This is a genomic window from Bacillus sp. 5mfcol3.1, assembly GCF_900114335.1.
GTDB classification, from domain to species: domain Bacteria; phylum Bacillota; class Bacilli; order Bacillales; family Bacillaceae_G; genus Bacillus_A; species Bacillus_A thuringiensis_S.
In genome coordinates this window covers 1663935-1686946 of sequence record NZ_FOST01000001.1, presented here as the reverse complement: position 1 = coordinate 1686946, position 23012 = coordinate 1663935, and the positions used below count along the sequence as shown (strand labels likewise).

The window sequence follows — 23012 nt, the reverse complement described above, 5'->3', positions numbered from 1 at the left end:
TTTTACCAAATAGAATCTATATTTATTATTTTCCATTCACCATTATCATTTTTTTCGAACATAAATGAATACTTAATATCAGTTAAAACATACTCTTTTTGTACGTATCCAGTATTGCCATTAATTGTCGATATTTTTATATATCCATCATTTTGCACTTTTTCTGGAATCCAAGCTTTTACCATTTCATTAGATACTTCATATAACACTTGTGATTCTCGTTTTGGTTCAGCTAAAATTTTCGTTTTATTTCCAGTAACCGTTGCATATATAAAATGCGCTTGCTTTGGTTGGTTACTTTCTGTCAATCCACTTGGTACTTTGTATACTTTTTTTGTATCATTTGCAAACTCTCCCCCCATTGTAAGAGCGACTTGCAACTCATGAAAAATATCTTCATCAAACTTCAGTTCATCCTTTTTATAACTCTTCCCTTTAAATAGAACTTCATCATTTAACGCTTTGTACAGGTCATTTTCATTTTTTGAGTTCGTACTTTGATATAGTTCATTCATAAATTGTTTTAATGATGGATCTTGAGCAGACTCATCTTTTGTTTTAGGCTTAATTTGAGTACTACTTTGTACCGGTGATTTATTATCATCAAGCCAAGGTTGTTGAACAATGAAAAATAACATTGTACAAACCAAAACAACTACAATAGGTAATGCTTTTTTACGAAATGGTCTTTTATGTTTTACAAAATCCACTTCATTATTTTCATATATAGACTGCTTTATTTTAGAAATAAATTCTTCTTCATCTTTACGATTCTCCATTGGCCCTTTTTTTATTTTTCTATACCAGTCAGGATTTTGTTTATTGTTCATCACTACTACCCTCCCCTATTAATTTTGAAACCTTACTTCTCGCTCTACTTAATCTCGATTTTACAGTTCCAATGGATACTCCTAATGTTTCAGCCATTTCTTCATAAGATAATTCATATTTTGCGTCCAATATAATTATTTCACGGTGCTTTTTAGGTAGTTCTAATACAACCTTCCACACATCATTCATTTCTTCTTGCTTAAAAAATTCTTGTTCTGCTGACAGGGATTGCTTATCGTCACTAAAAAATCCTATTAAAGATATCCTTTTAAAATAAGAGGATTTCAAATAGTTTATTGCCGTATTTCTTGTGATTTTTAATATCCACGTTTTAATAGATGACTCCTTTCGAAATGAATTCCAATTTTTAAACACCTTTATAAATACATCTTGCGTGATATCATCTGATAAGTGTGGATCTTTCGTAATAATAAATGAATAATTCCATACATCTTGCCAATAGTCTTTTATAACATAGTCCAGCTCATCATGATTACACTTTTCAATAAACGTCTGTTCCATTTCCACACCTCAAACTTATTTGAATAAACATAAGACTGCCCTCACTTTTTTATTATGGTTTCAATATATAGACAAGATACAAGTTTCATTTGTTCCATTGTTTATCTTTTTCAGGCAGAATAATACTACTAAAAAACAAGTAAAGCATACAATGATAAAAATCCACTCACAACAATCTGTTTTTTTGAATTTAATGTAGCACTCCACTTGTCCATTTCAATTTGCTATCTCCTTCTATTTACCATTAGCAATGCCAACTTTTCTAGAATCACAGCAAAAAAGCATTCTTTCTAATCGAGAATGCTTTTTTGAAATTTAATTGTTCTATATTTTCCCCAATTTATATCTTTGAGTTAAGCAAACATGTAATAAATTTAGTCAAAAAATTCACCATATAATTAAGTATTATTTCTGAAATACATGTTTTACTTTTTCACCTGGAACGTTACTTCCTCCTCTTCCTTTTACATCTTCAATCATCATTGTAACAATCATGTCTGGCGCATTTGCATCGAAAGCTGCGAACCATCCCAGTTCTTTTCCGTCTGCTTCTTTCGACTCTTTCAGTTCTGCTGTGCCAGTTTTACCAGCAAGCGTTACACCATCAACCTTTGCAATTCTCCCTGCACCATCAGGGTCATTAATGACTTTGATTAATGCACTCTTTAATATCTCTTGATTCTTTTTAGAAACCACATTTTCTTTCCAATTCCCTGCTACTTTTGCTTCTTTTAAAAGATGTGGCGACGGAATATTCCCTTCATTCACAATCGGTGCATATGTTAATGCTAAATGAAGTGGCGTCATTAATACTTGTCCTTGTCCATAGCCCGTGTCTGCTAGTTGAATATCGTTTTTTATCCCATCTTTTGCAATGATTGAAATAGGAAATTCGTATTCGATTGGTAATTTTTCATGAAATCCGTACTTTTTAAATTCCTTTACATACTGATCTTTTCCCATTTTCAAAGCTTGTTGAGCAAAATAAATATTATCAGAGTACTTCATTGCCTTATCAAAATCAATTGGACTTGCATCCTTTACACGCGTTACATAGTAATTTCCCCAAGATGAATCTTTTGTCCACTTCAATCCTTGAATTTTAAATTCTTCCTTCGGATTTATTGTGTTTGTTTCCAAACCAATTGCACCTGTGATCGTTTTAAATACGGAACCTGGTACAAATGCTTGTGTAAAGCGATTCGTCATTGGTAGTTTCGAGTCGTTACTCCATGCTTCTCGTTGGGCTTTCGATGCTCCTCTAACTATTATATTTGGATTATAAGCAGGGCTACTTACAAGTGCGATTGTTTCACCTGTTTTAGGATTGACCGCTGCACTAGACCCTGCTTCAGTTTTCATCTCATTAAAGATTTTTTCTTGAATTGCAGCATCAATTGTTAACGTAACATTTTCTCCTTCTTTTGCTTCTTTTTTTGCTACGTTTTTAATCTCTTTCCCCTTCTCATCTTCTATAAATACGCGTCCACCCTTTTCACCACGCAATTTATTTTCTAACACTTTCTCTAAACCGGTCTTACCTACTAAATCATCTGCTTGATAACCTTGTTTTTGAAGTGATTTTAACTCCTCCGCATTCACCTTTCCGATATATCCAGTTAAGTGTGCCGCTGCTTCACCTAATGGATACGTACGAATATTTACTGGGCGAGATGAAACTCCTTCTAATTCAATATAATCATTCTGTCTGGTTCCCTCTTTTAAAATACCAATTGGTACAAAGGAGTCTGGTTTTATCCATTTTGCTGTGAGCTTTTGTTCGACCTCTTCTATAGACATATCAAGTAATTGTGCTACTATTTCTTTCGTTTGCACTGCTGTTTCGCCTAGTTTCTCTGGAATAATTCCAACCTCAGTTGCTTTACCATTCGTTGCAAGCCCTTTTCCATTGCGATCATATATTTCTCCGCGTTTTCCTTGCTCTATTTGCATACGTACTTTGTAATCTTTTTTCATACCTGGGAAGATGAAGTCTGGTGTCCAATCTGTTTTCCAAGACTCTTTATCTTTCACAAGTTTTGCTTCATGGATGAATGAAACTGGTCCTACATCCGTATCCATCTTAACTTCAAAAAGAAAAAGCTCTTTATCTTTCGTATTCTCTCCTTTCATTTTAACTTTTAAATTCTTAGCTCCAATCCCCTCATAGATTTTTTGATATTTTTCTGTAAATTCTTTTTTAGAAATCGATTTTTTGGCATGATCTGATAAATGATCATACATATTTGCAAACTTTTTATCATTCCATAAATTAATATATTCTTCAAATGCTTGTTTTGGCGGTTCGTTTTTATTACATCCTACCAACATAACTGCGAAACAAATGAAAAACAGCATCCATAATTTTTTCAATTCAATCTTCTCCCTTAGTTAAAAATGATGATTCCTTTCTTAATTTATTTAATAAAAAATGTTTTAACGCTTAATAGACAGTGAAAGTAAGGATATTGTTCCATATTTACAAAAAACTAAAAAAGAGTGATAAGAATTCCGTAAATTTGGAATCCTCATCACTCTCGTTTGATATTGTGCAAATCATGAATATGAAATAATAATTTCTAATTTTAAAAAATAATTTTAATTTTCCAACTAACGAGATAAAAATCATGTATTTGTTCTATTTTTAATAATTCATAAATTCGTTGAAATGTTCGCATCAAATTCATCTGATGTTTTGGTATCTATTTTTCTCCCATCAATTGTCATCTTTATTTTTTGTTTTTGGTTTGCTGTTACCACCCAAGCGTTCGGTAAATAACGATCTTCATGGGATAATGTAGACGGTGAATTTATAACCTTTCCTCCTAAATATAGCGTAGCAGAAGAACCTCCATCCATTGCCATTGCATTTATAGCTCCTTTTTCATATAGAATATCTTGACACTCTTTCAACGTAGCTCCTATACTATGTGTCTGTCTACCGTCAATAACTAGAAACATAACTGTACCATCTTCTTTTTGGGCCATAATACTTCTTGGAGCCGACCCCCAACCGCCGTCTCCTTCTGTAATCATTTTTTCTCCATTTACAATTAACTGTGGCATAAATCCAGCTGCGGAAACGACTTGTTTATCCAACAGTTGTTGGGTAGAATAATTTCCTGTTATCATTTGACCAAACTTTGTTAATCCCGTAATAATTGTAGGGGCATTTCTATCCATATTTGTATCAATAGCTTTCCCATTTTCTATCACAATTCCAGTAGCAACATTTCCTCCACCCCTTCCTGTTTCGTCAGCAAATCCACTTGCATTCACAGCAACAAGTGCATGATTACGTTTTGCCATTACGCTAATTTTTTCTCCCCTGTTAGCGCCCTGTGTTCCTTGATGGCTAACAAGTTTAACATTGAAGGGATTGCTAATAGTAACTAATTTTCCTTCAAAAAGAAAGCGACTATCTTTGTTACTTTTAATCGTTTCTACATCAATTTCTAATGGCTGATTTTTAAATTCTTCTAATCTTTTTCCTGCTATTTTTTTATAAATATGCTCATCACTATTTGACCATTTTGGATGATTAATTCTATCTTGCAATTTATCTAGTTCCTTTTGGGATAGGAATGTATACTTCGCATATTGTGGATGCTGAGAAGTTAGTATACTCCCAGCCATTGTTATGCGAAGCTCCCGGCCATAGCTAGTACCAAATAATATTCCTATGCCAATAAGCATGAAAATAGACAATAGAAGCAAAATTCGTTTGAAGATTTTTCTTAGATGTTTCATAGTTTTATCCTCCGGTATTAATTACATTCAATGAATCTTTTAAAATATTTTTTAATAAAGACAAGGGTGTTTGATTTCCTCATGCCTGAATTCCCCACTATATTTTAGCAATTAGGGCAAAATACTTATTCCGAATTTCATTTTTTCAGTGTATATTTATAAATTTAATAACATTTTTGCAACCATGAAATAAATTACTAATCCTGTTCCGTCAACAAATGTTGTAATAAATGGACCTGAAACAACTGCAGGATCTAGTTTTAATTTTCTTAGAATCAAAGGTAAAACAGCTGCTACAAGAGAGGCCCAAATAACAATAAATAATAAAGTAATTGCTACAACTTGTGCAACTTCTGTTCCAACTCCTAACATATAAGCACGAGTGAGCCCAGCTATCCCAAGTGCAAGTCCAAGAAGCATACCTATTGCAAATTCCTTTTTCATTACACGGAAAATGTCTTTAAATTTCACCTCTCCAATACCAATTGCACGAGTAATTGTTGCTACAACCTGTGTTCCTGTATTCCCTCCAGTACCTACTAATAATGGAACAAAGAAAGCAAGGGCAACTACAGTTTCAATTTCGTCTTCAAAATACTTTAATACTGTACCTGTATATGCCTCAGCAACAAAAAGAAGTAATAACCATGGTAGACGTTTGAAGAAAATACTCCAAACGCTAGCTTCAAAGTAAGATTGATTCAACGGTTCACTTCCGCCTAACTTTTGAATATCTTCTGTAGCTTCTGCTTCCATAACATTCATTACGTCATCAAATGTTATAATACCAATCATTTTATTATTTACTGTTATCACAGGTATGGCTGCTAAATTATAATTTAGTAGCTTTTTTACAACTTCTTGCTGGTCAACTTCAGCATGTACTGAAATTACCTCTGGCATCATGATAGTAGATAATATCTCTTCATCTGCTGCTAGTAATAACTCATGTATGGAAACGATTCCCTCAAGATAACCATGACTATCAAGAACATAACTATAAGATATTGATTCTACATTTTCAGAATGTTCCCTAATGTACTTCAATGTCATTTTTACTGACCAATTTCCTCTAACTGCAACAAAATCACTTGTGACAAGACTTCCTGCCGTTTCAGGTTTGAAATTCATCAATTTTTTTACGTTATGTTTTGTAATTTTGTCTAGATACGCCATTAATTTAGCTTGTTTTTCAGGATGAACCGCTAGAAGTAAATCTACTAATTCATCAATCGGTTGTAAATTTAGTAACTTTTTAGCTTTGTTTTCAGATAAGTGAATTAAGATATTATATTTTTCTTCTGCACTCATATATTGAAGAATTTTAGAGCTTTTTAATACGGGAATCGTATTTAGCAATATGATTTGATCTTCAATTGAAAATCTTTTTACTTCTTGCGCAACATCATACGACGGAAGACGTAAAACTTTCTCTGCATCCAAATTATTTTTGGTTACAAGTAATTCTTTTAATAATTTCTTCATGTTAACTCCTCCTCATATTGCTAAGGGAGACTCTAGAGTTTCATGAGTGGTTTTGTTTTATTTTATCTGTCTAAAATTTTTTATTAGAGCAATAATAGTTACATTGCAATCAATTCATTATTTAGAATTACCTCCTTTTTGAATATAGACAAGATAAAAATAAATAACATTAAACAGAAAAACCTTTACTCAAAAAGGAGTAAAGGTTTTATCACAATACAAATAAATGATTATTAAGACAGCTCTGCCGAAATCACAGAGGTGCCTTTCTACCAAATCGTATACCACTCCCTCGTTGAGTTTTAGCACTGTATAGCATAGGTTTTTATAACCAGCTACATTAAGAAGGGCCTTAATCCGACCGTTCCTGTTGACCCATTGGCGTCTCTCGACATTTTTGGGCAGCAGCGTTTCTCTATACAGGAGCCTCACCTAACAAAGTTTATTGAATTACTTCAAAATTTAAACCAGAATTTAATATTTGTCAACTGACTTTCAATTCCATTCATAAAAAAATCTTTTATAGAAAATGAAATTATATTTTATTATAAATTTAAAATTCCCCTTAAAAAACATAGAATTCAAATAGATTTAATTCGAAGAAACGTAATAAAACATATGAAACTTATTGTTTTTAATCAAATTCCAACTTTATAACAAAAGATGAATAATTAGTCATTCTGTATATCAAAAGAACATTCACAAAAAAATCTTCTTTTATGATTAAAATCTTCTTTACTGTTTATCAAATTTATATGGTTAAACTACTTAATCAAACGATACACTACAAGTCAAAAATATGTACTTATACAGAATGATTACAGACATTTTTTCATATCATTTCTCAAAGAACTATAAAGCAATAAAACAAATAAAATTAGCAATATGGTTGCTTGACAAGCAAAAAAAATATATTTATGCTTGCTACACGAAACAAACACATAAAATTTATATTGCTTAACCTGTTAGGTGAGGCTCCTATGCAAACACAGGCTATTGCCCAAAAATGTCGAAAGACGCCAATGGGTAGAACAGGAATTGTCGGATTAAGGCTCTTCTTAAGATAGCTAAGTAATGAATTTTCATTACTTTACGTTGTATAGTGCCAAAGCTCTACTAGAGGGAAAAAAGCCTTATTTACTCATGCCATTTTGAATCCCTCTAGTTACATACTAGGGGGATTTTTGCGTAAAAAACAGGGAATAAGCGATAGAATCTTCCTAAACAAAAGTCATATTTAGTAATAGACGAGAACAAGATTCTATTCATTAGCAAATGTAATATTATGTTTTGTTTTAAATCAGGAGGATATTAAAATGAAAAAAATATTAAAACTCGATTATCTATTGCTCCTTCCTCTATTCATAACATGTACTTTAGGTATTATCATGATGTATAGTGCAAGCTCCATTGTCGCTGTCCAACATTACGGTTATAACAGTAGACATTTTGTTGATTCTCAATTAACAAAGCTACTTTTAGGAACAATAGGATTAATAATTTGTGCTTTACTCCCATATGAAATATGGAAAAAACGAATAGTCTCAATCTGTATTATGGTTGGGGGGATTTTTTTATTAATTATGGTTTTATGGAAAGGAAAAGTGGTAAATAATGCTCAATCATGGATCTTTGGAATACAGCCAGCTGAATTTCTTAAATTAGGAACAATCCTTGTAACAGCCCGTTTTTTTGCATTGCGACAAGAACAAGCTAAAAATAACTGGAGTGGTATCGGAAAACTTTTATTTTTTTTAGCTACAATTTTTTTTCTTATCTTTAAACAACCAAATTTAGGATCTGCACTTTTAATATTAGGTATAGGTTTTAGCATATTTCTTTGTTCAGGAATAAATATAAATCTACTAATCAAAAGAACTACCATCGGTTCTATTTTATGGTTACCTATTTTATATTATTTGATTCAATATAGTTTATCAGAAGTTCAAAAGACACGTATTACTACGATTTTCAATCCCTTTCTTGATGCGCAAGGAAATGGATACCAGCTTGTAAACTCTTTTATTGCCATGGGCTCTGGAGGAATCACTGGTCGTGGATTTGGAAATAGCATACAAAAAACAGGTTATCTTCCAGAACCACACACTGATTTTATAATGGCAATAGTTTCTGAAGAACTAGGATTTATTGGTGTATTTATTCTATTGGTTGGAGTTTTGACTATAGTACTTCGCTCCTTAAAAATTGCACAATTATGTGTAGATCCATTCGGCAGTTTTATAGCAATTGGTATAGGATGTATGATTGGTATGCAATCAGTTGTAAATTTAGGTGGTATTACGGGACTATTTCCTCTTACAGGTACTCCATTTCCATTTGTAAGTTTTGGTGGAAGTTCTTTAATGGTGAATTTAATAGCAATAGGAATATTGCTTAATATCTCAATTTTCAATAAAATAAAACTTTCTCCTTTTTAAAATCTATTGTACTTTAGTCATTTTTGTTACATTTAGAGAGATTATGCAGGCTTTCATAATGATTTGATTAAACTGTAGATTTATTAATTTTAAACGAACATTTAAAATATTTTATAGCATAGAATAGACAGTATACAGTAGACACCACTAATATCTACTAGGTGAATAAAAAAGAAGGAGAAAATAAATGACTCTAAATATAAATAGAGTATTCCCACGTAATTGGTATGCTGTGAGTTATGTAAAAGATATAAAAAAGATCCCAGTAAAAAAAGAGTTACTGGCAAAGATTTTGTATTATATCGGGATGAAAAAGGCGAAGTTCAGGCTCTATCACCTTACTGCCCTCATCGTGGCGCTGACTTATCACTGGGACAAGTAGTAAATGGTAAACTAGTCTGTCCCTACCATGGTTGGGAATTCGATAGTTGTGGTACTTGTGTAAGAATTCCATCCCAACCCAATAAACCTATCCCGAAATTTGCTCATACCTTCTCATACCCTGTAAGAGAAAAAATTGGGTTGATTTGGATATACCCTGATAGTGAGGAAACTCCACCTGAATGGCAAACTTTTCATGTAATGGAGAACACTCCTTTTAAACTCTCTTTCTTCCACGCCACTTGGAATGCACACCTTACTCGATCAATCGAATCTGTGCTGGATACTGCTCATCTTGCTTATATACATAAAAAAACGATTGGTAGAAAAACAAAAGCCGAATCAACCAATTATAAGCTGGAGGGAACACTGGATCAGTTTATATTCTCAAATGGTGATGCTTACCTTGAATACAAATTCCCACATCAGTGGATGCTTCACAGTGGCAAACAGGAGAATGAGTCATTTATTCCGTATATTACGTTTACACCAATTGATGAAGAAGAGACATTAATTATGGGATATACCGGAAGGACATTTTTAAAGTACTTCCCTTTACTAGACCAAATTTTAGCTAAATTTAGTTTAAGAGTACTAAAAGAGGATCAAATTATTGTAGAAAGTCAACATCCTAGACCTATACCAGAAGCTTTAAAAATAGAGGCCCATGTTCATGCAGATATGGCTCAAATTCAGTTTAGAAAACGTTGGTTTCAGTTTTTACAAAATGGGTCTTGTTTTTCACTTGATTAAAGGCACGTAACGCAGTATTAAATATAGGTGTAGTGATGTTGATAGACGTGGATGCTACCCCATCGCCATCAAGCTAAAATTTTATAGTACCCCCTGAACCCAATTTTGTACTAACTCGTAACAAAAAATCCCTTCAAAAAAAGAAAGGCGCCTATGCACCTTTCTTTTGTAATTCATTCTCACTCTCTTAGCATTCAGAATCCCTTATGAATCACTTTAATGCATCATTGTACGGACCTAATGACTCTTTAGAAAAGTAATAATTTGTCTCCTTACTTTTCAGTAACATATTTCCTCTTATTATTAAAAATAAGTCGTTTCTACTTAATATTTTTACTATAACTCTAACTAGTGCTAACCAAAGGATCATAATAAGCCAAATATAATTTATTAATCACGTTTAAAGTACATAAGTCTGCACTGATTGAAAATGCAGAACCAGCATTAATATCGTTTAGCGTATTTCTAATCCGCTAACGACTTAAATCACCTTATTTCACTCTCTTCGGTAAAGTTGAGCCTGAATGTTCAATTACTGGATGAACATAAACATTAATGTCAGCATTACTAAAATAATTTTCACCTTGATCCCAATTCTTACTTATTTTCTTCCATTCTTTATAATTATTCCGCTTATATACTTCTCCTAATGCTAATACATCCACCTTATATTTTTTTGAACAAGCTTTATTGATTTTTGAATCCTTTGCTCCATCTCTTTTGAAATATCCTTCGTTAAGCGTTTTTCATCCATAACTTGTTTATAATCGCTAAAATGCAACTCCGCCAAAGTACCCTCGAGAAACAAATAGACGGATGTTTCTTCTCATTTCATGATCACGAATATGTACATCTAGCGTATTCTGTAAAACATTAGGATTCGAGAGTAATTTTTCAGAAAAAATAATCACTTGTATATGCGGAAAAAATAATTCACGACTAATTTTTTTAGCAATAATTCGTATTTGTTCAAATACACTATCTGCTTTTGCACTCACATTAATATAATTATTCCCTGCCCCTTTTCCACCTTGCTGCGCTAACTTACTGGGAAGTACCATCTGATACGTCCCTTTCATAATTGGATTTGATTTCTTTTCCTTAACAATATCGTAAGACGCGCCTACTACAAATCCTCTTTCTTCTATCTCCATTAACTCAGAGCAACCACTGTATTTTTCTGTTTAACTGTTGGGATTCAGCTCATAATGAAACATATTTTTACATAAAAGACTTTCGTATATAAATTTTTCAAATGATTTATTAGCGAATTGTTGACCAATATCACTTTTTTGAGTGAGTAATTTTTTAGATTGATGATGTAATGAATTTTGTTCGTTTCTTTTATGTAAAATATTCTAGTTTTGCATTAGGAAAGAACTGTTTCATATAGGAATAGAGATAATTTTTTATATCCTCTTCTTCTTCTTTTTGATAAATGTATTTTCCGATTCCATATTTCCCCCATTTATACCTTCTTTTCTCTTCATCTAATTCTAATTTTGTCATCGGGTAGTTTTTTTCAATCACTCTCTTAGCTGGCTTTGTAAAACGATGTTGAATAAATTCAAATGTAATATCATCCCGTGCATCAAGAGGTAATTCAGCATTTAGGCGTTCAAACATATGATAGTATCCTTCCTTCCAGCCTTCATGTAGGTAAATAGGAGCTACAATGAAACCAAGAGGATATCCAGCTCTAGCTACTTTTCCTGCTGCCTCAATTCGCTTAGCTAAGGGAGAAGTTCCTGGTTCAAAGTTTTTAATCACATAATCAGCGTTTACACTAAAGCGAAATCTTGTTTTTCCATTATGTTTAGCATCAAGTAAATGATCTACATGGTGGAATTTCGTAACAAATCTCAATTTCCCATATTCAGATTCTCCAAAATGCTCAATGGCCCGTTTAAGGGTATGCGTTAAATAATCGATTCCTACAATATCTGAAGTACACGACGCTTCAAATCTTGTTACTTCAGGTGCACGCTCTTTCATGTATTTATCAGCAGCATCTAAAATTTCTTCAACATTTACATACGTTCGTATATAAGGCTTACTTCCCATCGTTGTTTGTAAATAACAATAATGACAATGTCCCATACATCCCGTTGCAAAAGGAATTGCATACTCTGCTGAAGGCTTGGAAGTATCGAATTTCAGTGTTTTTCTAACACCAACAACCAGCGTGGATTTTGCTACTCGATACTTTTGAAAATCGTTATCCCCTGGCAAATCTCTTACTTGATTATGAGAAGTAGTATGTCGAATTTCAACATCCATCTTTGAAAACTTCTCAAACAGCTCTTTCCCCAAAGGATAATCTAGTGCTTTCGGTTCAAAATATACGAGCTTAGGCATAAATGGCTTATTCATTCTAACATCCCCTCTGAAATATCACCATAATAGTAAGTGTAAGCTTGGTTTGCCTCATCTTCGGTAGCATATATAGCCATCTCATTTGTTAGTGGATAATACGTTTCGTAAAGAAATAGTGCTAATTCATTAGGTCTTTCAGGATTATTTACAACTGCTGCAGCTTGTATGTTAGCTACGTCTTGAGTATGAGGATTTCGGTAAAAAATATAAACAATGTCACCAGCATGATACGTATTACTTTCAGAAGAAAATTCCATTCCATCACCATCTCATTTCATAAAATTCAATGCTCACAGTTTTACTTTCTAATTTCCTTGTAGTGTAACTATTTAATTACATTGATAATGATTACGTCATACAAACATATTTGAAAAATGAATAATAAATGTACTCCCAAAAAGGCAAGCATATATCAATGCTTGCCTTTCGTTCTAACGACGATGTTCAACAAGATCGATTACACCTAAAACGACGTGTGCTAAACCAAAACCAAATACTGTATTTGCAATCATTTTATTAGTTCCACGAGTTTGTTTAAGAGCATAACCTGCTGCTGTCACTGCTGTACCTAAAGCTGTTGGAATTAATCCTTCACGAATGTCCACAGTGATGCCTCCTTGTTTCGCAGTTAGTAAATTTGTTTTAATAACTCTAGGTAAAGTATTAAAACAAGTATTAGTATTTTTCTTTTTAATAAAATTATGTGAAATTTTTATGAATAATATTTTAAATTCATAACAGCTATAAAGATTGAAAAAATTATTAATTAACAAATAAGAAAATATCTTCAAAACGTATTTTCATATGAAAATTTTATACCTCTGACAAAAAAACTTTGCGGAAATTCTCTCCATAAAAAGTGCTCCTAAATTTATATAGGAGCACTTTTTTATGAAACACTATTCTTTATTTGCTTATGAACCACTTTATTATAATAACCATGCTTTACAACCTGCCTAAAATCATCTATCTCGATATCCATTCTTTCCGCAATATCTACAACAATTGTATTTTGTAAAACATTCACCACAAATCCTATTAATTGCAAATTAGGATTTTTACGATATGAAAATTGAACGTAATCCCCAAGTGTTACTTCTTTATTATGCTTCATTTGGCGCCCCCTAAATTATCGATAATTATACAATAGTTTTCCCCTTTTTCACTTCTACATACTGGGTCACCAGTTTATCATTTTAGCCAATTCATCTCCCACCTACTTATTTCGCGTTCCTTGAGGAAGGGGTCTTCTTGGTTAAAATGATAAAAGTTATGCATATAATAAAAAAAGACAAACTCTCCAATGTGAGGAGTTTGTCCAAAACCATGATTTCTTTAGTTTAACAATATAGAATTCAGTTCCGATAAGAATCTTTCTTTTTTCCATATCCCACGATTTTTGCATCGATACTAACAATAGTGGATTAGAATAATGACTTAATACTTGCTAGGACAGTAAGAATACCTATAATAATGACAAATACATTGCTCGATTTCCCTTTGTATTTAGCAAGTACTGATACTTTATGGATTGCATACATTGGTAGTATACATAAGATAGCAGCAACTAGCGGACCGCTAAGGGCATCAATGATTCCAAGAATACTTGGATTTGTATAAGCAACATACCAGCATGTTAATACGACAAAAGTAAGAATCATTGTCTTAACTGTTTTTTCTCCTATATCTTTCCCACGTTTTTTACTGGACTTGATAATCATGTCACGCATTACCTCATACGCTCCTATATAATGACCAAGGAAAGACTTTGTAATAGCCACAAATGCAATGATAGGAGCTGCAATAGTGATTACTGGCGAATTAAGCTCATTAGCAAGATATGATAGGATTGACAAGTTCTGTTCTTTTGCCACCTTAAGATCATTTGGAGTCAAACTTAAGGTACTGCTCCAAACAAAGAACATAACAACTACGAATGTCATAATATAACAAACTTTTTGTATTTGAGCACATTTAGCATCAGTAGCATCTATTCCATACGTAGCTCTCTGTTTCATAACAAATGACGAAATCATAGGCGAATGATTAAACGAGAATACTATGATTGGAAGTATCATCCATATCGTTCCTAAATATCCTGTTCCTGTTGAAGCAGTAGAAACACTTGAAAAACTAAGCATTGACGTATTCCACTGTGGAATCAAAGATATTGCGATAAAAAGGAGAGAAGCTATAAAAGGATACACTAGCATGCTCATGATCTTTACAGTTATATCTTGACCAAAATTTAGTATAGCGATAAGACCGAGTACTAAGACAAGCGATAAAATGGACCTTGGAGGCTCCGACATGTGCAATTGATGCACGATAAAGCTACTAGCGGTATTTGTAAGTGCGACCGAGTACATCAGCACGATCGTATAAATGGAGACAAAATACACAATATTAAAAATGATACTTGCCTTATTTCCAAAATACTCTCTTATTGTACCTGTAATCCCCTCATCGGCAGAGTTCGAAGCGTAAATCATTTTAGCAAGCGCCCTATGTGAATAATACATAACAGGATATGCAAGTATGGTAATTAACAGCAATGATAATAAACCACCTGAACCTGCATTAATCGGTAAAAAGAGTACTCCTGCTCCAATTGCTGTTCCAAAAAGGCTCAATGCCCAGGTAGTATCCTGTTTATGCCACTTTTTAGGGTCTAGATATTGCTCATTTTTTACTGCAGTGTTATCAGCTTGAAATTCTATGTTTTTTGCAGTATTCCCATCCATATAATAATTCCTCCTTGTGTCCTATTCTTAATTTTCTTTTTTTAGATATAGGAATATAGACCGTTCTTGAAAAATGAATAGCTTATATAGTGCGCCACAACGAATATCCCCCTTCTAGGTTAATAAAAATCAAAAAATTAGCGAAGCATCAACCTGAAGGGTTTATTACCACTTATAAAATATTTTAATTATATAGTAGTATATTTTATTGATAACTCCCCCAATATACAGACATCCTTAGGCGAACAATAGAGTAAAGATTGTTAAAAATTTCACAATACACTCGATAACTTATTGATTTAATTGTTTCTCCCCAAAGATTTTATTTTTAATGGCAATTCCTGTAGGTGTAGCTGCAATACCACCTAAACCTGTCTCTCTTAATTCGCGAGGCATCTGTCTTCCAACTCTATACATGGCTTCAATCACTTCGTCAGCATTGATGAGATTGTTTACGCCGGCTAATGCGATGTCCGCTGCTGCTAAAGCATTTGCCGTTCCAATGGCGTTTCTCTTTACACAAGGAATTTCTACCAAACCAGCGACCGGATCACAAACTAAACCGAGTAAATTTTGTAATGCAATCGAAAAAGCTTCAGAAGATTGCTGTGGCGTTCCACCCGCAGCTTCTACCGCAGCTGCAGCCGCCATCGCTGAGGCACTTCCTACTTCAGCTTGACATCCTCCGTACGCTCCTGAAATACAAGCGTTGTTTGCGACTATCGTTCCAAATAACGCTGAAGTGAATAGAAAATGAATCATATCTTCATGACTTAACTGCAACGTATCTTTAATACTAAATAGGACTCCCGGAGTCGTCCCACTCGCACCTGCTGTTGGAGTTGCACAAATAGCTCCTAATGCAGCATTTACTTCATTAACACCGATAGCACTTTGAATCCCTAACACCATCAAATCTCCAGAAAGAGTTTTCCTATTTTCTCGATAGTTTTTAATTTTTACAGCATCCCCTCCGGTCAAACCTGTTGGAGAAAATACACCGTCGCCCTCGATACTTTTATTTATTGCATGTTGCATAGTCGCTAAATTTCGTTCCATTTTACTCCATACTTCTTCATAAGAAATTTTAGTTTGTTTGATTTCCTGTTCGATTGCTAATTCATAAATTTGCTTTTGGCTTTTATTAGCTGCATCCACAATTTCTTTTATGGCCATATACATATTTTTCACTCCTAAATGTGACTAAAGAATAATAAGATTAGCTATATTGCTTAAATCTCCTAATTCCTTCTGAGCATTACCTGGCAATATCGAATCCAAAGCGAATGCATATAAATATTTTGTTTTATCTTCCAAACTATGAAAGTTGTTAATTTCCACATCATATTGTTTAAAGATCCTGCGTAAAACAAATTCAAAGTCAGCTCTTTCTGAAATCGCAATAACAACTGGCAATGGCCCCTGCAGATTTAAGCTAAATCCATCAATTTCAACATGTTTGACTTCAATCAACCCACCACCGACCGAAATCCCCATTACTCTAATACTTCGACTTTCATCCTCTGCATATACATCTGCCGTATTTGGATGACCAGCAGGACTATTACCCAATTTTTCAATAAAGGTAATGTCAATTCCCTTAGACTCTGCTATTTTAATAGCATCTGGCACTTTGCTGTCATCAGCAGCAAAGCCTAATATACCAGCAATAATTGCAAAATCAGTTCCGTGACCTTTATGGGTTTCAGCAAATGATTCATAATACTTTACCACAACTTTTTTGGGAAGACCTTGAAATAATTTATTAGCAACTGTTCCAATAGCCAAAGCACCTGCAGTATGTGAACTTGAAGGGCCTATCATTATGGGCCCAATCACATCAAAACAACTTTTGTATTTAACAATCTTTTTTTCTTTAATAGATGCTACATTTATGTTCATATAAGCACCCCCATAATTTATTATTTTTAGCTGTAGTTGAATCTAAGTTGTTAGAATGATCGATTCAAAACAAGTTTCATTTGATAACGCTTTCTTTATTGAGTTGAATAAACTTTCCTTCTAATCCGCTATCCACCGTATAGTAATCATATCAGTATGTCCAATTTTAAAAAATTACTGGCAAGTTCTTTAGAATTTTTAATCCAAAACAAGGTTTGATATTTTCTCTAGAGGTAATAAATTGTGTCTCGACGCCCTCATTATAACTTGTATATTTATAAGTTTAATCTTTTTTTATTTTTAGAAAGATTGAATAGACAGAATTTTGAATAGGTAATAAATCACACTTAGTATGTAGCAATTGTGTCCTTTGTTTGAAGCTGTATTAGTTAGTAAAAAAGCAAAAATAACACAGAGTTCCTTTCATAAACACATTGATTATATTGAAAAATCATTATAAAGATACTTATATTGTCTTTTGTTTGAACATCTTATTTTGGACGGGAAATCTGTTGCAATAAATAATTCATTCAGATGAAAAGGAATACATTAATGAAATTTAAAACCACTTCCGTATACTAATTACACAATTTGTATAAATATTAATTATCAGAAAAAACAAACTTCCCATTCGGATCTTAACATAAAGGATACATTCCAAATAACAATGGAGATTCTGCTTTATCAATTTCTTTATACGTTATATTTCCCTCTTTACCTGCAACAGCAACTTGTACTTTTTCATTTGTTTTCACATCTTCTGCACCTATTGCACCACCCGCCAATAATCCTTTACTTAACAGACTCTCGTGAACAAAAGTTAGAGAGTTATGGAACAAAATATAATGTGTATGTACATACATTTCTTTTAAAAGAAGTTTTGTAGTATGCAACTGAATTAAAAAAATATAGATTTTTATGACTCTTTTTAGGGGATATAGCAAAGTGGGATCTTTTATATGCACATTGCTATACCGAACTAGATTTCAGCATAGTATTTTTTTGCAACTCATTGATTTTTACCAAACACGTATAAAAACCAAAAATATGAAAATAAATGACTGGCTAAAATTTTACTTTCAATAAAATAAAAAAGAACCTGCAAATTTGCAGATTCTCCTGATAATGATTTATATGAGTAAGACTCGGAAATATAATACAATGATTCAAAAATAAGTTCAAGTAAATTCAAAGAACCCGCTGGAGTTCGAGTTCTTTCAGAAGTGATGATGTTTTCTAGGCTTAGCAAAGTGAGAAAATACAAGAATATAATACATTGAGATTTAGAGAATTTCAATACTTAAATTAGAGGTTATTTTAATATGATGTAACATCAGCATTTTGAAGGAATAGCAATGAATACCTTATACATTCCCAGTCTACATAACGCTTTATTATCAGTAGAAAGAAAAAGGAAAATCCCTACTTTCACAATAAATCCGTCTTGCTACTCTATTCATTTTTTGATACATTCCTATCCACCGTTTTAGGCTTCTCTTTTGTACTGTGTTAGCCGAAAAATTGTATAAATCATAATTCGTTTTTCTTCCACCTGTTTCACCCTTTCTACACCCTAGTTTTACAAAATAAGAAGTCATCAAAACTTATATTTATTACTTTCTGTTATCTCCTTTCTCTTGTTCTATGCATAGTCTATCTGAATTTTTATTAGCTACTAAAAAAAGAATTTACAGGACGATTAAAAAAAGCCAAGTGCATTGCACTCGGCTTTATGGTCGATTAAACAATTTTACTTCAGACGTATTAAACTGATGTAGATAGTCTTTAGTAGAAGTATAGCCTGAATTCATGAGTGTTTTCTTTTCTTCTTCTGTGATATCGAAATTAAACGACGGCGTAAAGAATGTATTGATAAATACAGTACGGGCAGCATCTTCTTTGGTTGTTTTTCCGCTCTCATGACCTTTGATCATCGTTTGAGACAAATTCCATGCAAAATGAATAAGAGAATGGCCAATATGATGTTCTGTTGAAGTTGCGATATGTTTTAACATGGCAATCTCGGCCTGAGATTCTAAACGGAAACCCAGTGTTTCTTTGTTGTAGACAATTTCATCTGCAGGATCAAAGAAAGATGCATTGTATTTCGTGTGTAAGCTTCTTAGTGTAGAATGATCCTCCGTATTGCTTACCAGTTTATTAACCTCGTCAATCGTATCTGTGGTCGTGAAGTGTTCTTCTTTATTCACAAAACTTTTCCGATCAAATAAACGAATTGGGTAGTTATCCAGTACACCTCCGTCTACATAATAATCTTTATCCCATTCCACAGATTTAAAAAAGAATGGGATGGACATCGAAATCCGCACAGCAACTACTAACGGGACATCAGGTGTCGTTTCGCGAGAAAACGTACGAAGCTGGTGTGTAGAAATGTTCGTTCCTTGGAAAAACACGTCTTTTCCTGTTTTGTCATATAACTGCTGAAAGGTTGTGTCCTTACTCCCTGTCCACTTTTCAACGATCTTTCCTACCCACTCAGTGAAGAAATCTCCTTTATAGATACCAAAACCATCAAAAAATAAACGAATATTATCTTGTACAATCGAAAAATCATCATCTTTAAACGCTTTAAAATTCATGTCTTTGTGGATTTTTACAAGATCTGCGAATGGAATGGAAAGACCTAAAAGTAATGCAGTAATCGCTCCTGCTGAAGTCCCCCCAAATCGTTGTATTTCTGGTAAAATCCCTTCTTCATTTAGTGCACGGATGGCACCTATATAAGCGCTTCCCTTTACTCCGCCACCTTCAAATACTAAGTTACGAAATGGATATGCCATTATATACCTCCAATAGAGAAATTTTCGATCTGTTATAGTATCGGAAGTATATTGAAATATATTCCAAATGGTATTAAGAAAGCTTCATGCCCTCCGATACATATGGCGGAATTATCTTTATTCAATGGATGAATTGTTTGAAAGAGAAGGAATCTGCTTGGAATGGTAATTTAGTAGGATAGGAAACAGGAAACGGAGCGTATCTATGGATGCACTAACTAATAACCCTTTTTGAATCGTATATAACGTAACTTCTTTTCCGATGTATCCTCAAAGTAAAATCACGAGCAAAAAACCAAGAAACAATCTACATTTCATAAATCCCTCACCATCTATAACATACAATCCAGTGAAATAATTTGTTTCAGATACGTAGAAATATGATTTAACCAGCAATTAATAATCAGGTCTTCTTACCCTAAATATACCTGAATCTATTTGTTTCCATACCGGAAGAGTTAAATCATTTTGTTCCCATTCATGCAATTAAACAGATATGTATAATTGCATATCCATTAAATCGCTTTTAGTGCTATATTTTAATAGCGATGAATGCTATTATTTCATAAGTTGTCAACAAGCGTTATGTATGTATGAGAAAAAGGAAGGAGCCAAATAGGTCCCTTCCTTTTTCTACTAATTAAATAAATTACTCTCTGGTAAAAATTTAATTAGTGATGCTCCTTTACAAGCGTCTGATTATGCATTAAAAATGCTAGCTTTGCTTGCTGTCGGAAAAATTAAAGATGATAGCATTAAGTTATTAAGAGACAAAAATTCATCAACACGAAGACAGACTCGTCTTGGCTAGATAAATTTGGTGATAAATACAGGAAGTAACTCTTACGATTCAATGATTCCTTTTCCTGCCTTCTACCCTTGCCACTTCTGTTTCATGACTTGCAAATATAGATCTTCAAACTCGTTAAAATGGACGCGAAAAGCACCTAATGTATCGATATAAGCAGTAATCACATCTTCTTTATTAAAATGGATCCCTTCCTGTGCAATATCATAGCTATCATCAAGGCTGTATAAATCAAAATATTCCTCTTCCCAATATACGCCTCTGTTTACTAGTAAACGAGTGGAGCAAGTAAGCGCTTGTTTCACATTACATTTCTGAGCTACTAACTTTTCATTTAAGACAGAAAGAAGGATATTTACCGAGTATTTTTCATCAACTATGCGGCTATATGACAGTAAAGCCGATTCTATATATATCAGCTTTGCTTTAGACATTAAAGATATCTCCATAATTTCATATGGCGGGTGCTCATTTGCTTCAATCAACCTATCGCACCATGAAATTACCTCCTCTCTATCCCAAAGCCCGCAGCCTAGTCCTAATGCATACAAGTGGGCTAACGTTTGATAAGATTTCAATATGTTTCACCTTCTATTTAACTGTATAGTGTTATTGCATTCATTTTGGAAATAATCACGTTTAGTAATAAATACAATAAACTCCCCAAACGGACAGCTTATTTGCATTAAAAACGCTACACATGAACTTTTGCTTTTTTTCGACGAATAAGCCACCAAACTAAAGATAGCAGTACTAGAGGGAACGGAATTACCTGAATAAAGAAAAATACTTTCCAAAAATCGTGCATCGTACTACCAGGGGAATCTGTTGCCATCCCGCCAATAAAAAAAGACAATGGAATGACAAGTATATTTATACCTAAACTAATCATTAGAAATGATAGATTCTCCTTCCAGATTATTAGTAATGCAGCCACTATAAATAAAACCAATGCAGTACCCAGTATAAGAAACAGTGCTCCAAAAAAAAATACAAAGTATAAAATACCATTGATTAAAGGTTCCACAATAGCCCTCCTAAGGATTCATTCTATAGAAACACTCATGTTATTTAGAAAGTCAGGATGCTAAACCTCTTAGTTCTCTTTCAATTTCTTCATTGCTATAGTCTTCTTGTCTTCTACCATTTTATCAGCTAAGAATACTTTATCTACATGCTTATATTCTGGACTGCGTTAGGACATATGTTTCTATTGTACAACCCGCTAACACTTAGACCTGCTAATACGATACCTTTAAAGGCTCTGTTCATATTCATTTGCCCCTTTTATCTTTTCGTATTTTTTTCTCCATCCATAGACAGTCCATTATGAACGTTTTCATTATAAGTATTGTCTGCTGTTACTGTTTTACTTTCCTTACTATCTGTTTCGGCCCTGATTCTTCTCGTTTACCGTTTCAGTATTACACTTCAATTCGCATTATCATTACATAAAAAGGACATACCTATTCATATATACCCCTTTATTATTTTATAAAGATTATACAAAAATTAACAATTAATCATTTACTCAACAATAGATAATATGGATAAAGAAAAAATACTAGAGAGTATCACAGTGTAGTAGTCTCCTAGTATCTGTTCATAGTATTTTAACGGCTATGCAAATGAGGAGGGATAAAAAAAGACCTCTTACGGAAAGATAAGAGGTCATCAAGAAGATAAAAATGTTGTATTTGAAACACGCGAGTTTCTAATTCACATCATAACACAGTATATCCATATATTCAATATATACATTAAATAAAGGAATGTATGTTCAAAAAAACACACGGAATATTAATTTGGAACAGTATGTTTTCTTCTTTTATCCTACTTTTTCTACACTGCCGTAATTGTAACAATGGATGGTATCCTCTGTATACTGATGAGCAATTGTAGCAAGTTTTTCTAAATTCTCTTCCGTTACCTCATGAGTAAACAGAACAAAATTACTGTCGGATTCGGAGTCTGTTGAAATGGAACCATCGATCCGTTATGAAATGTTGAGCTTGCATCTCCTAGATTCCATGTAAATATTCGCTAATTCCAATCCCCTTTCGTGTCATTTTATGTTTAATATAGTCTCGTACCGTACAAACGGGAAATGTTGTTAATTTGAAAAGAGAGCGGAATAAAATTTCTTTATCGCCTCTGTTCTTTCTTCTGTATGATAGAAAAAACGGAGAAAGATGGAATTTTATCTATCCTCATCACT

Annotated in this window: 17 protein-coding genes, 2 pseudogenes and 2 riboswitches; of the genes and pseudogenes, 2 read left to right on the top strand and 17 right to left on the bottom strand. The window is 33.1% G+C overall.

The window, feature by feature from the left end:
• Nucleotides 1–2 precede the first annotated feature (2 nt).
• From BM089_RS08605 to mgtE, 5 genes are all read right to left on the bottom strand, one after another.
• Nucleotides 3–830, bottom strand: a complete 828-nt coding sequence (locus tag BM089_RS08605; protein WP_001060761.1) for an SH3 domain-containing protein — start codon at nt 828–830, stop codon at nt 3–5.
• Nucleotides 820–1353: an RNA polymerase sigma factor gene (locus BM089_RS08600; RefSeq protein ID WP_000438327.1), complete on the bottom strand. Its 534-nt coding sequence runs from the start codon at nt 1351–1353 to the stop codon at nt 820–822. The genes BM089_RS08605 and BM089_RS08600 overlap by 11 nt, the downstream gene beginning before the upstream one ends.
• A gap of 405 nt (nt 1354–1758) precedes the next feature.
• Complete coding sequence (locus BM089_RS08595) at nt 1759–3726, bottom strand: penicillin-binding transpeptidase domain-containing protein (protein ID WP_016512814.1); 1968 nt, start codon at nt 3724–3726, stop codon at nt 1759–1761.
• A gap of 279 nt (nt 3727–4005) precedes the next feature.
• On the bottom strand, nt 4006–5103 hold the full coding sequence (locus tag BM089_RS08590) for a phosphodiester glycosidase family protein (protein WP_090976641.1): 1098 nt from the start codon (nt 5101–5103) through the stop codon (nt 4006–4008).
• 156 nt (nt 5104–5259) lie between these two features.
• Nucleotides 5260–6588: a magnesium transporter gene (mgtE, locus tag BM089_RS08585; protein ID WP_000734827.1), complete on the bottom strand. Its 1329-nt coding sequence runs from the start codon at nt 6586–6588 to the stop codon at nt 5260–5262.
• A 281-nt stretch (nt 6589–6869) separates the two neighbouring features.
• Nucleotides 6870–7035, bottom strand: a riboswitch (M-box (ykoK) riboswitch).
• Between the two features lie 507 nt (nt 7036–7542).
• Nucleotides 7543–7719, top strand: a riboswitch (M-box (ykoK) riboswitch).
• A gap of 185 nt (nt 7720–7904) precedes the next feature.
• Between mgtE and BM089_RS08580 the strand changes: the two genes are divergently transcribed.
• Together BM089_RS08580 and BM089_RS08575 are read left to right on the top strand one after the other, a co-directional pair.
• Nucleotides 7905–9026 (top strand): FtsW/RodA/SpoVE family cell cycle protein, encoded by a 1122-nt coding sequence (locus BM089_RS08580; RefSeq protein ID WP_000722115.1) that lies wholly within the window; start codon nt 7905–7907, stop codon nt 9024–9026.
• 222 nt (nt 9027–9248) lie between these two features.
• Nucleotides 9249–10160, top strand: coding sequence for an aromatic ring-hydroxylating oxygenase subunit alpha (locus tag BM089_RS08575; RefSeq protein WP_139213233.1), 912 nt, complete (start codon nt 9249–9251; stop codon nt 10158–10160).
• 211 nt (nt 10161–10371) lie between these two features.
• On the opposite strand, the pseudogene BM089_RS30595 reads toward BM089_RS08575, so the two are convergent.
• The 12 genes and pseudogenes from BM089_RS30595 to BM089_RS30585 form a co-directional block, all read right to left on the bottom strand.
• Nucleotides 10372–10470, bottom strand: a pseudogene (locus tag BM089_RS30595) (HXXEE domain-containing protein); the annotation flags it as partial.
• Between the two features lie 181 nt (nt 10471–10651).
• Nucleotides 10652–11314: pseudogene (locus BM089_RS31465) on the bottom strand (Ger(x)C family spore germination C-terminal domain-containing protein).
• Between the two features lie 190 nt (nt 11315–11504).
• Nucleotides 11505–12533: a spore photoproduct lyase gene (splB, locus tag BM089_RS08565; protein WP_001039638.1), complete on the bottom strand. Its 1029-nt coding sequence runs from the start codon at nt 12531–12533 to the stop codon at nt 11505–11507.
• The gene (locus BM089_RS08560; RefSeq protein WP_000396091.1) at nt 12530–12793 is read right to left on the bottom strand and encodes a transcriptional regulator SplA; all 264 of its coding nucleotides are present in this window, start codon (nt 12791–12793) and stop codon (nt 12530–12532) included. The genes splB and BM089_RS08560 overlap by 4 nt, the downstream gene beginning before the upstream one ends.
• A 174-nt stretch (nt 12794–12967) precedes the next feature.
• The gene (locus BM089_RS08555) at nt 12968–13141 is read right to left on the bottom strand and encodes a hypothetical protein (RefSeq protein WP_000354585.1); all 174 of its coding nucleotides are present in this window, start codon (nt 13139–13141) and stop codon (nt 12968–12970) included.
• Nucleotides 13142–13425: 284 nt separating this feature from the next.
• Complete coding sequence (locus BM089_RS08550; protein WP_090976639.1) at nt 13426–13650, bottom strand: DUF2187 domain-containing protein; 225 nt, start codon at nt 13648–13650, stop codon at nt 13426–13428.
• A 310-nt stretch (nt 13651–13960) separates the two neighbouring features.
• Nucleotides 13961–15280 carry an aromatic amino acid transport family protein gene (locus BM089_RS08545; RefSeq protein ID WP_090976637.1) on the bottom strand — a complete coding sequence of 440 codons (1320 nt, stop codon included), beginning with the start codon at nt 15278–15280 and terminating at the stop codon, nt 13961–13963.
• 291 nt (nt 15281–15571) lie between these two features.
• Nucleotides 15572–16462 carry an L-serine ammonia-lyase, iron-sulfur-dependent, subunit alpha gene (sdaAA, locus tag BM089_RS08540; protein WP_000281775.1) on the bottom strand — a complete coding sequence of 297 codons (891 nt, stop codon included), beginning with the start codon at nt 16460–16462 and terminating at the stop codon, nt 15572–15574.
• Between the two features lie 21 nt (nt 16463–16483).
• Nucleotides 16484–17182, bottom strand: a complete 699-nt coding sequence (gene sdaAB / locus BM089_RS08535) for an L-serine ammonia-lyase, iron-sulfur-dependent subunit beta (RefSeq protein ID WP_001024890.1) — start codon at nt 17180–17182, stop codon at nt 16484–16486.
• Between the two features lie 1730 nt (nt 17183–18912).
• The gene (locus tag BM089_RS08520) at nt 18913–19986 is read right to left on the bottom strand and encodes a patatin-like phospholipase family protein (protein WP_000331130.1); all 1074 of its coding nucleotides are present in this window, start codon (nt 19984–19986) and stop codon (nt 18913–18915) included.
• Between the two features lie 873 nt (nt 19987–20859).
• Entirely contained in the window at nt 20860–21372 is a 513-nt protein-coding gene (locus BM089_RS08515) for a hypothetical protein (RefSeq protein WP_000844532.1), read from the bottom strand.
• A 116-nt stretch (nt 21373–21488) separates the two neighbouring features.
• Complete coding sequence (locus BM089_RS30585; protein WP_000433527.1) at nt 21489–21821, bottom strand: hypothetical protein; 333 nt, start codon at nt 21819–21821, stop codon at nt 21489–21491.
• Between the last annotated feature and the right edge of the window lie 1191 nt (nt 21822–23012).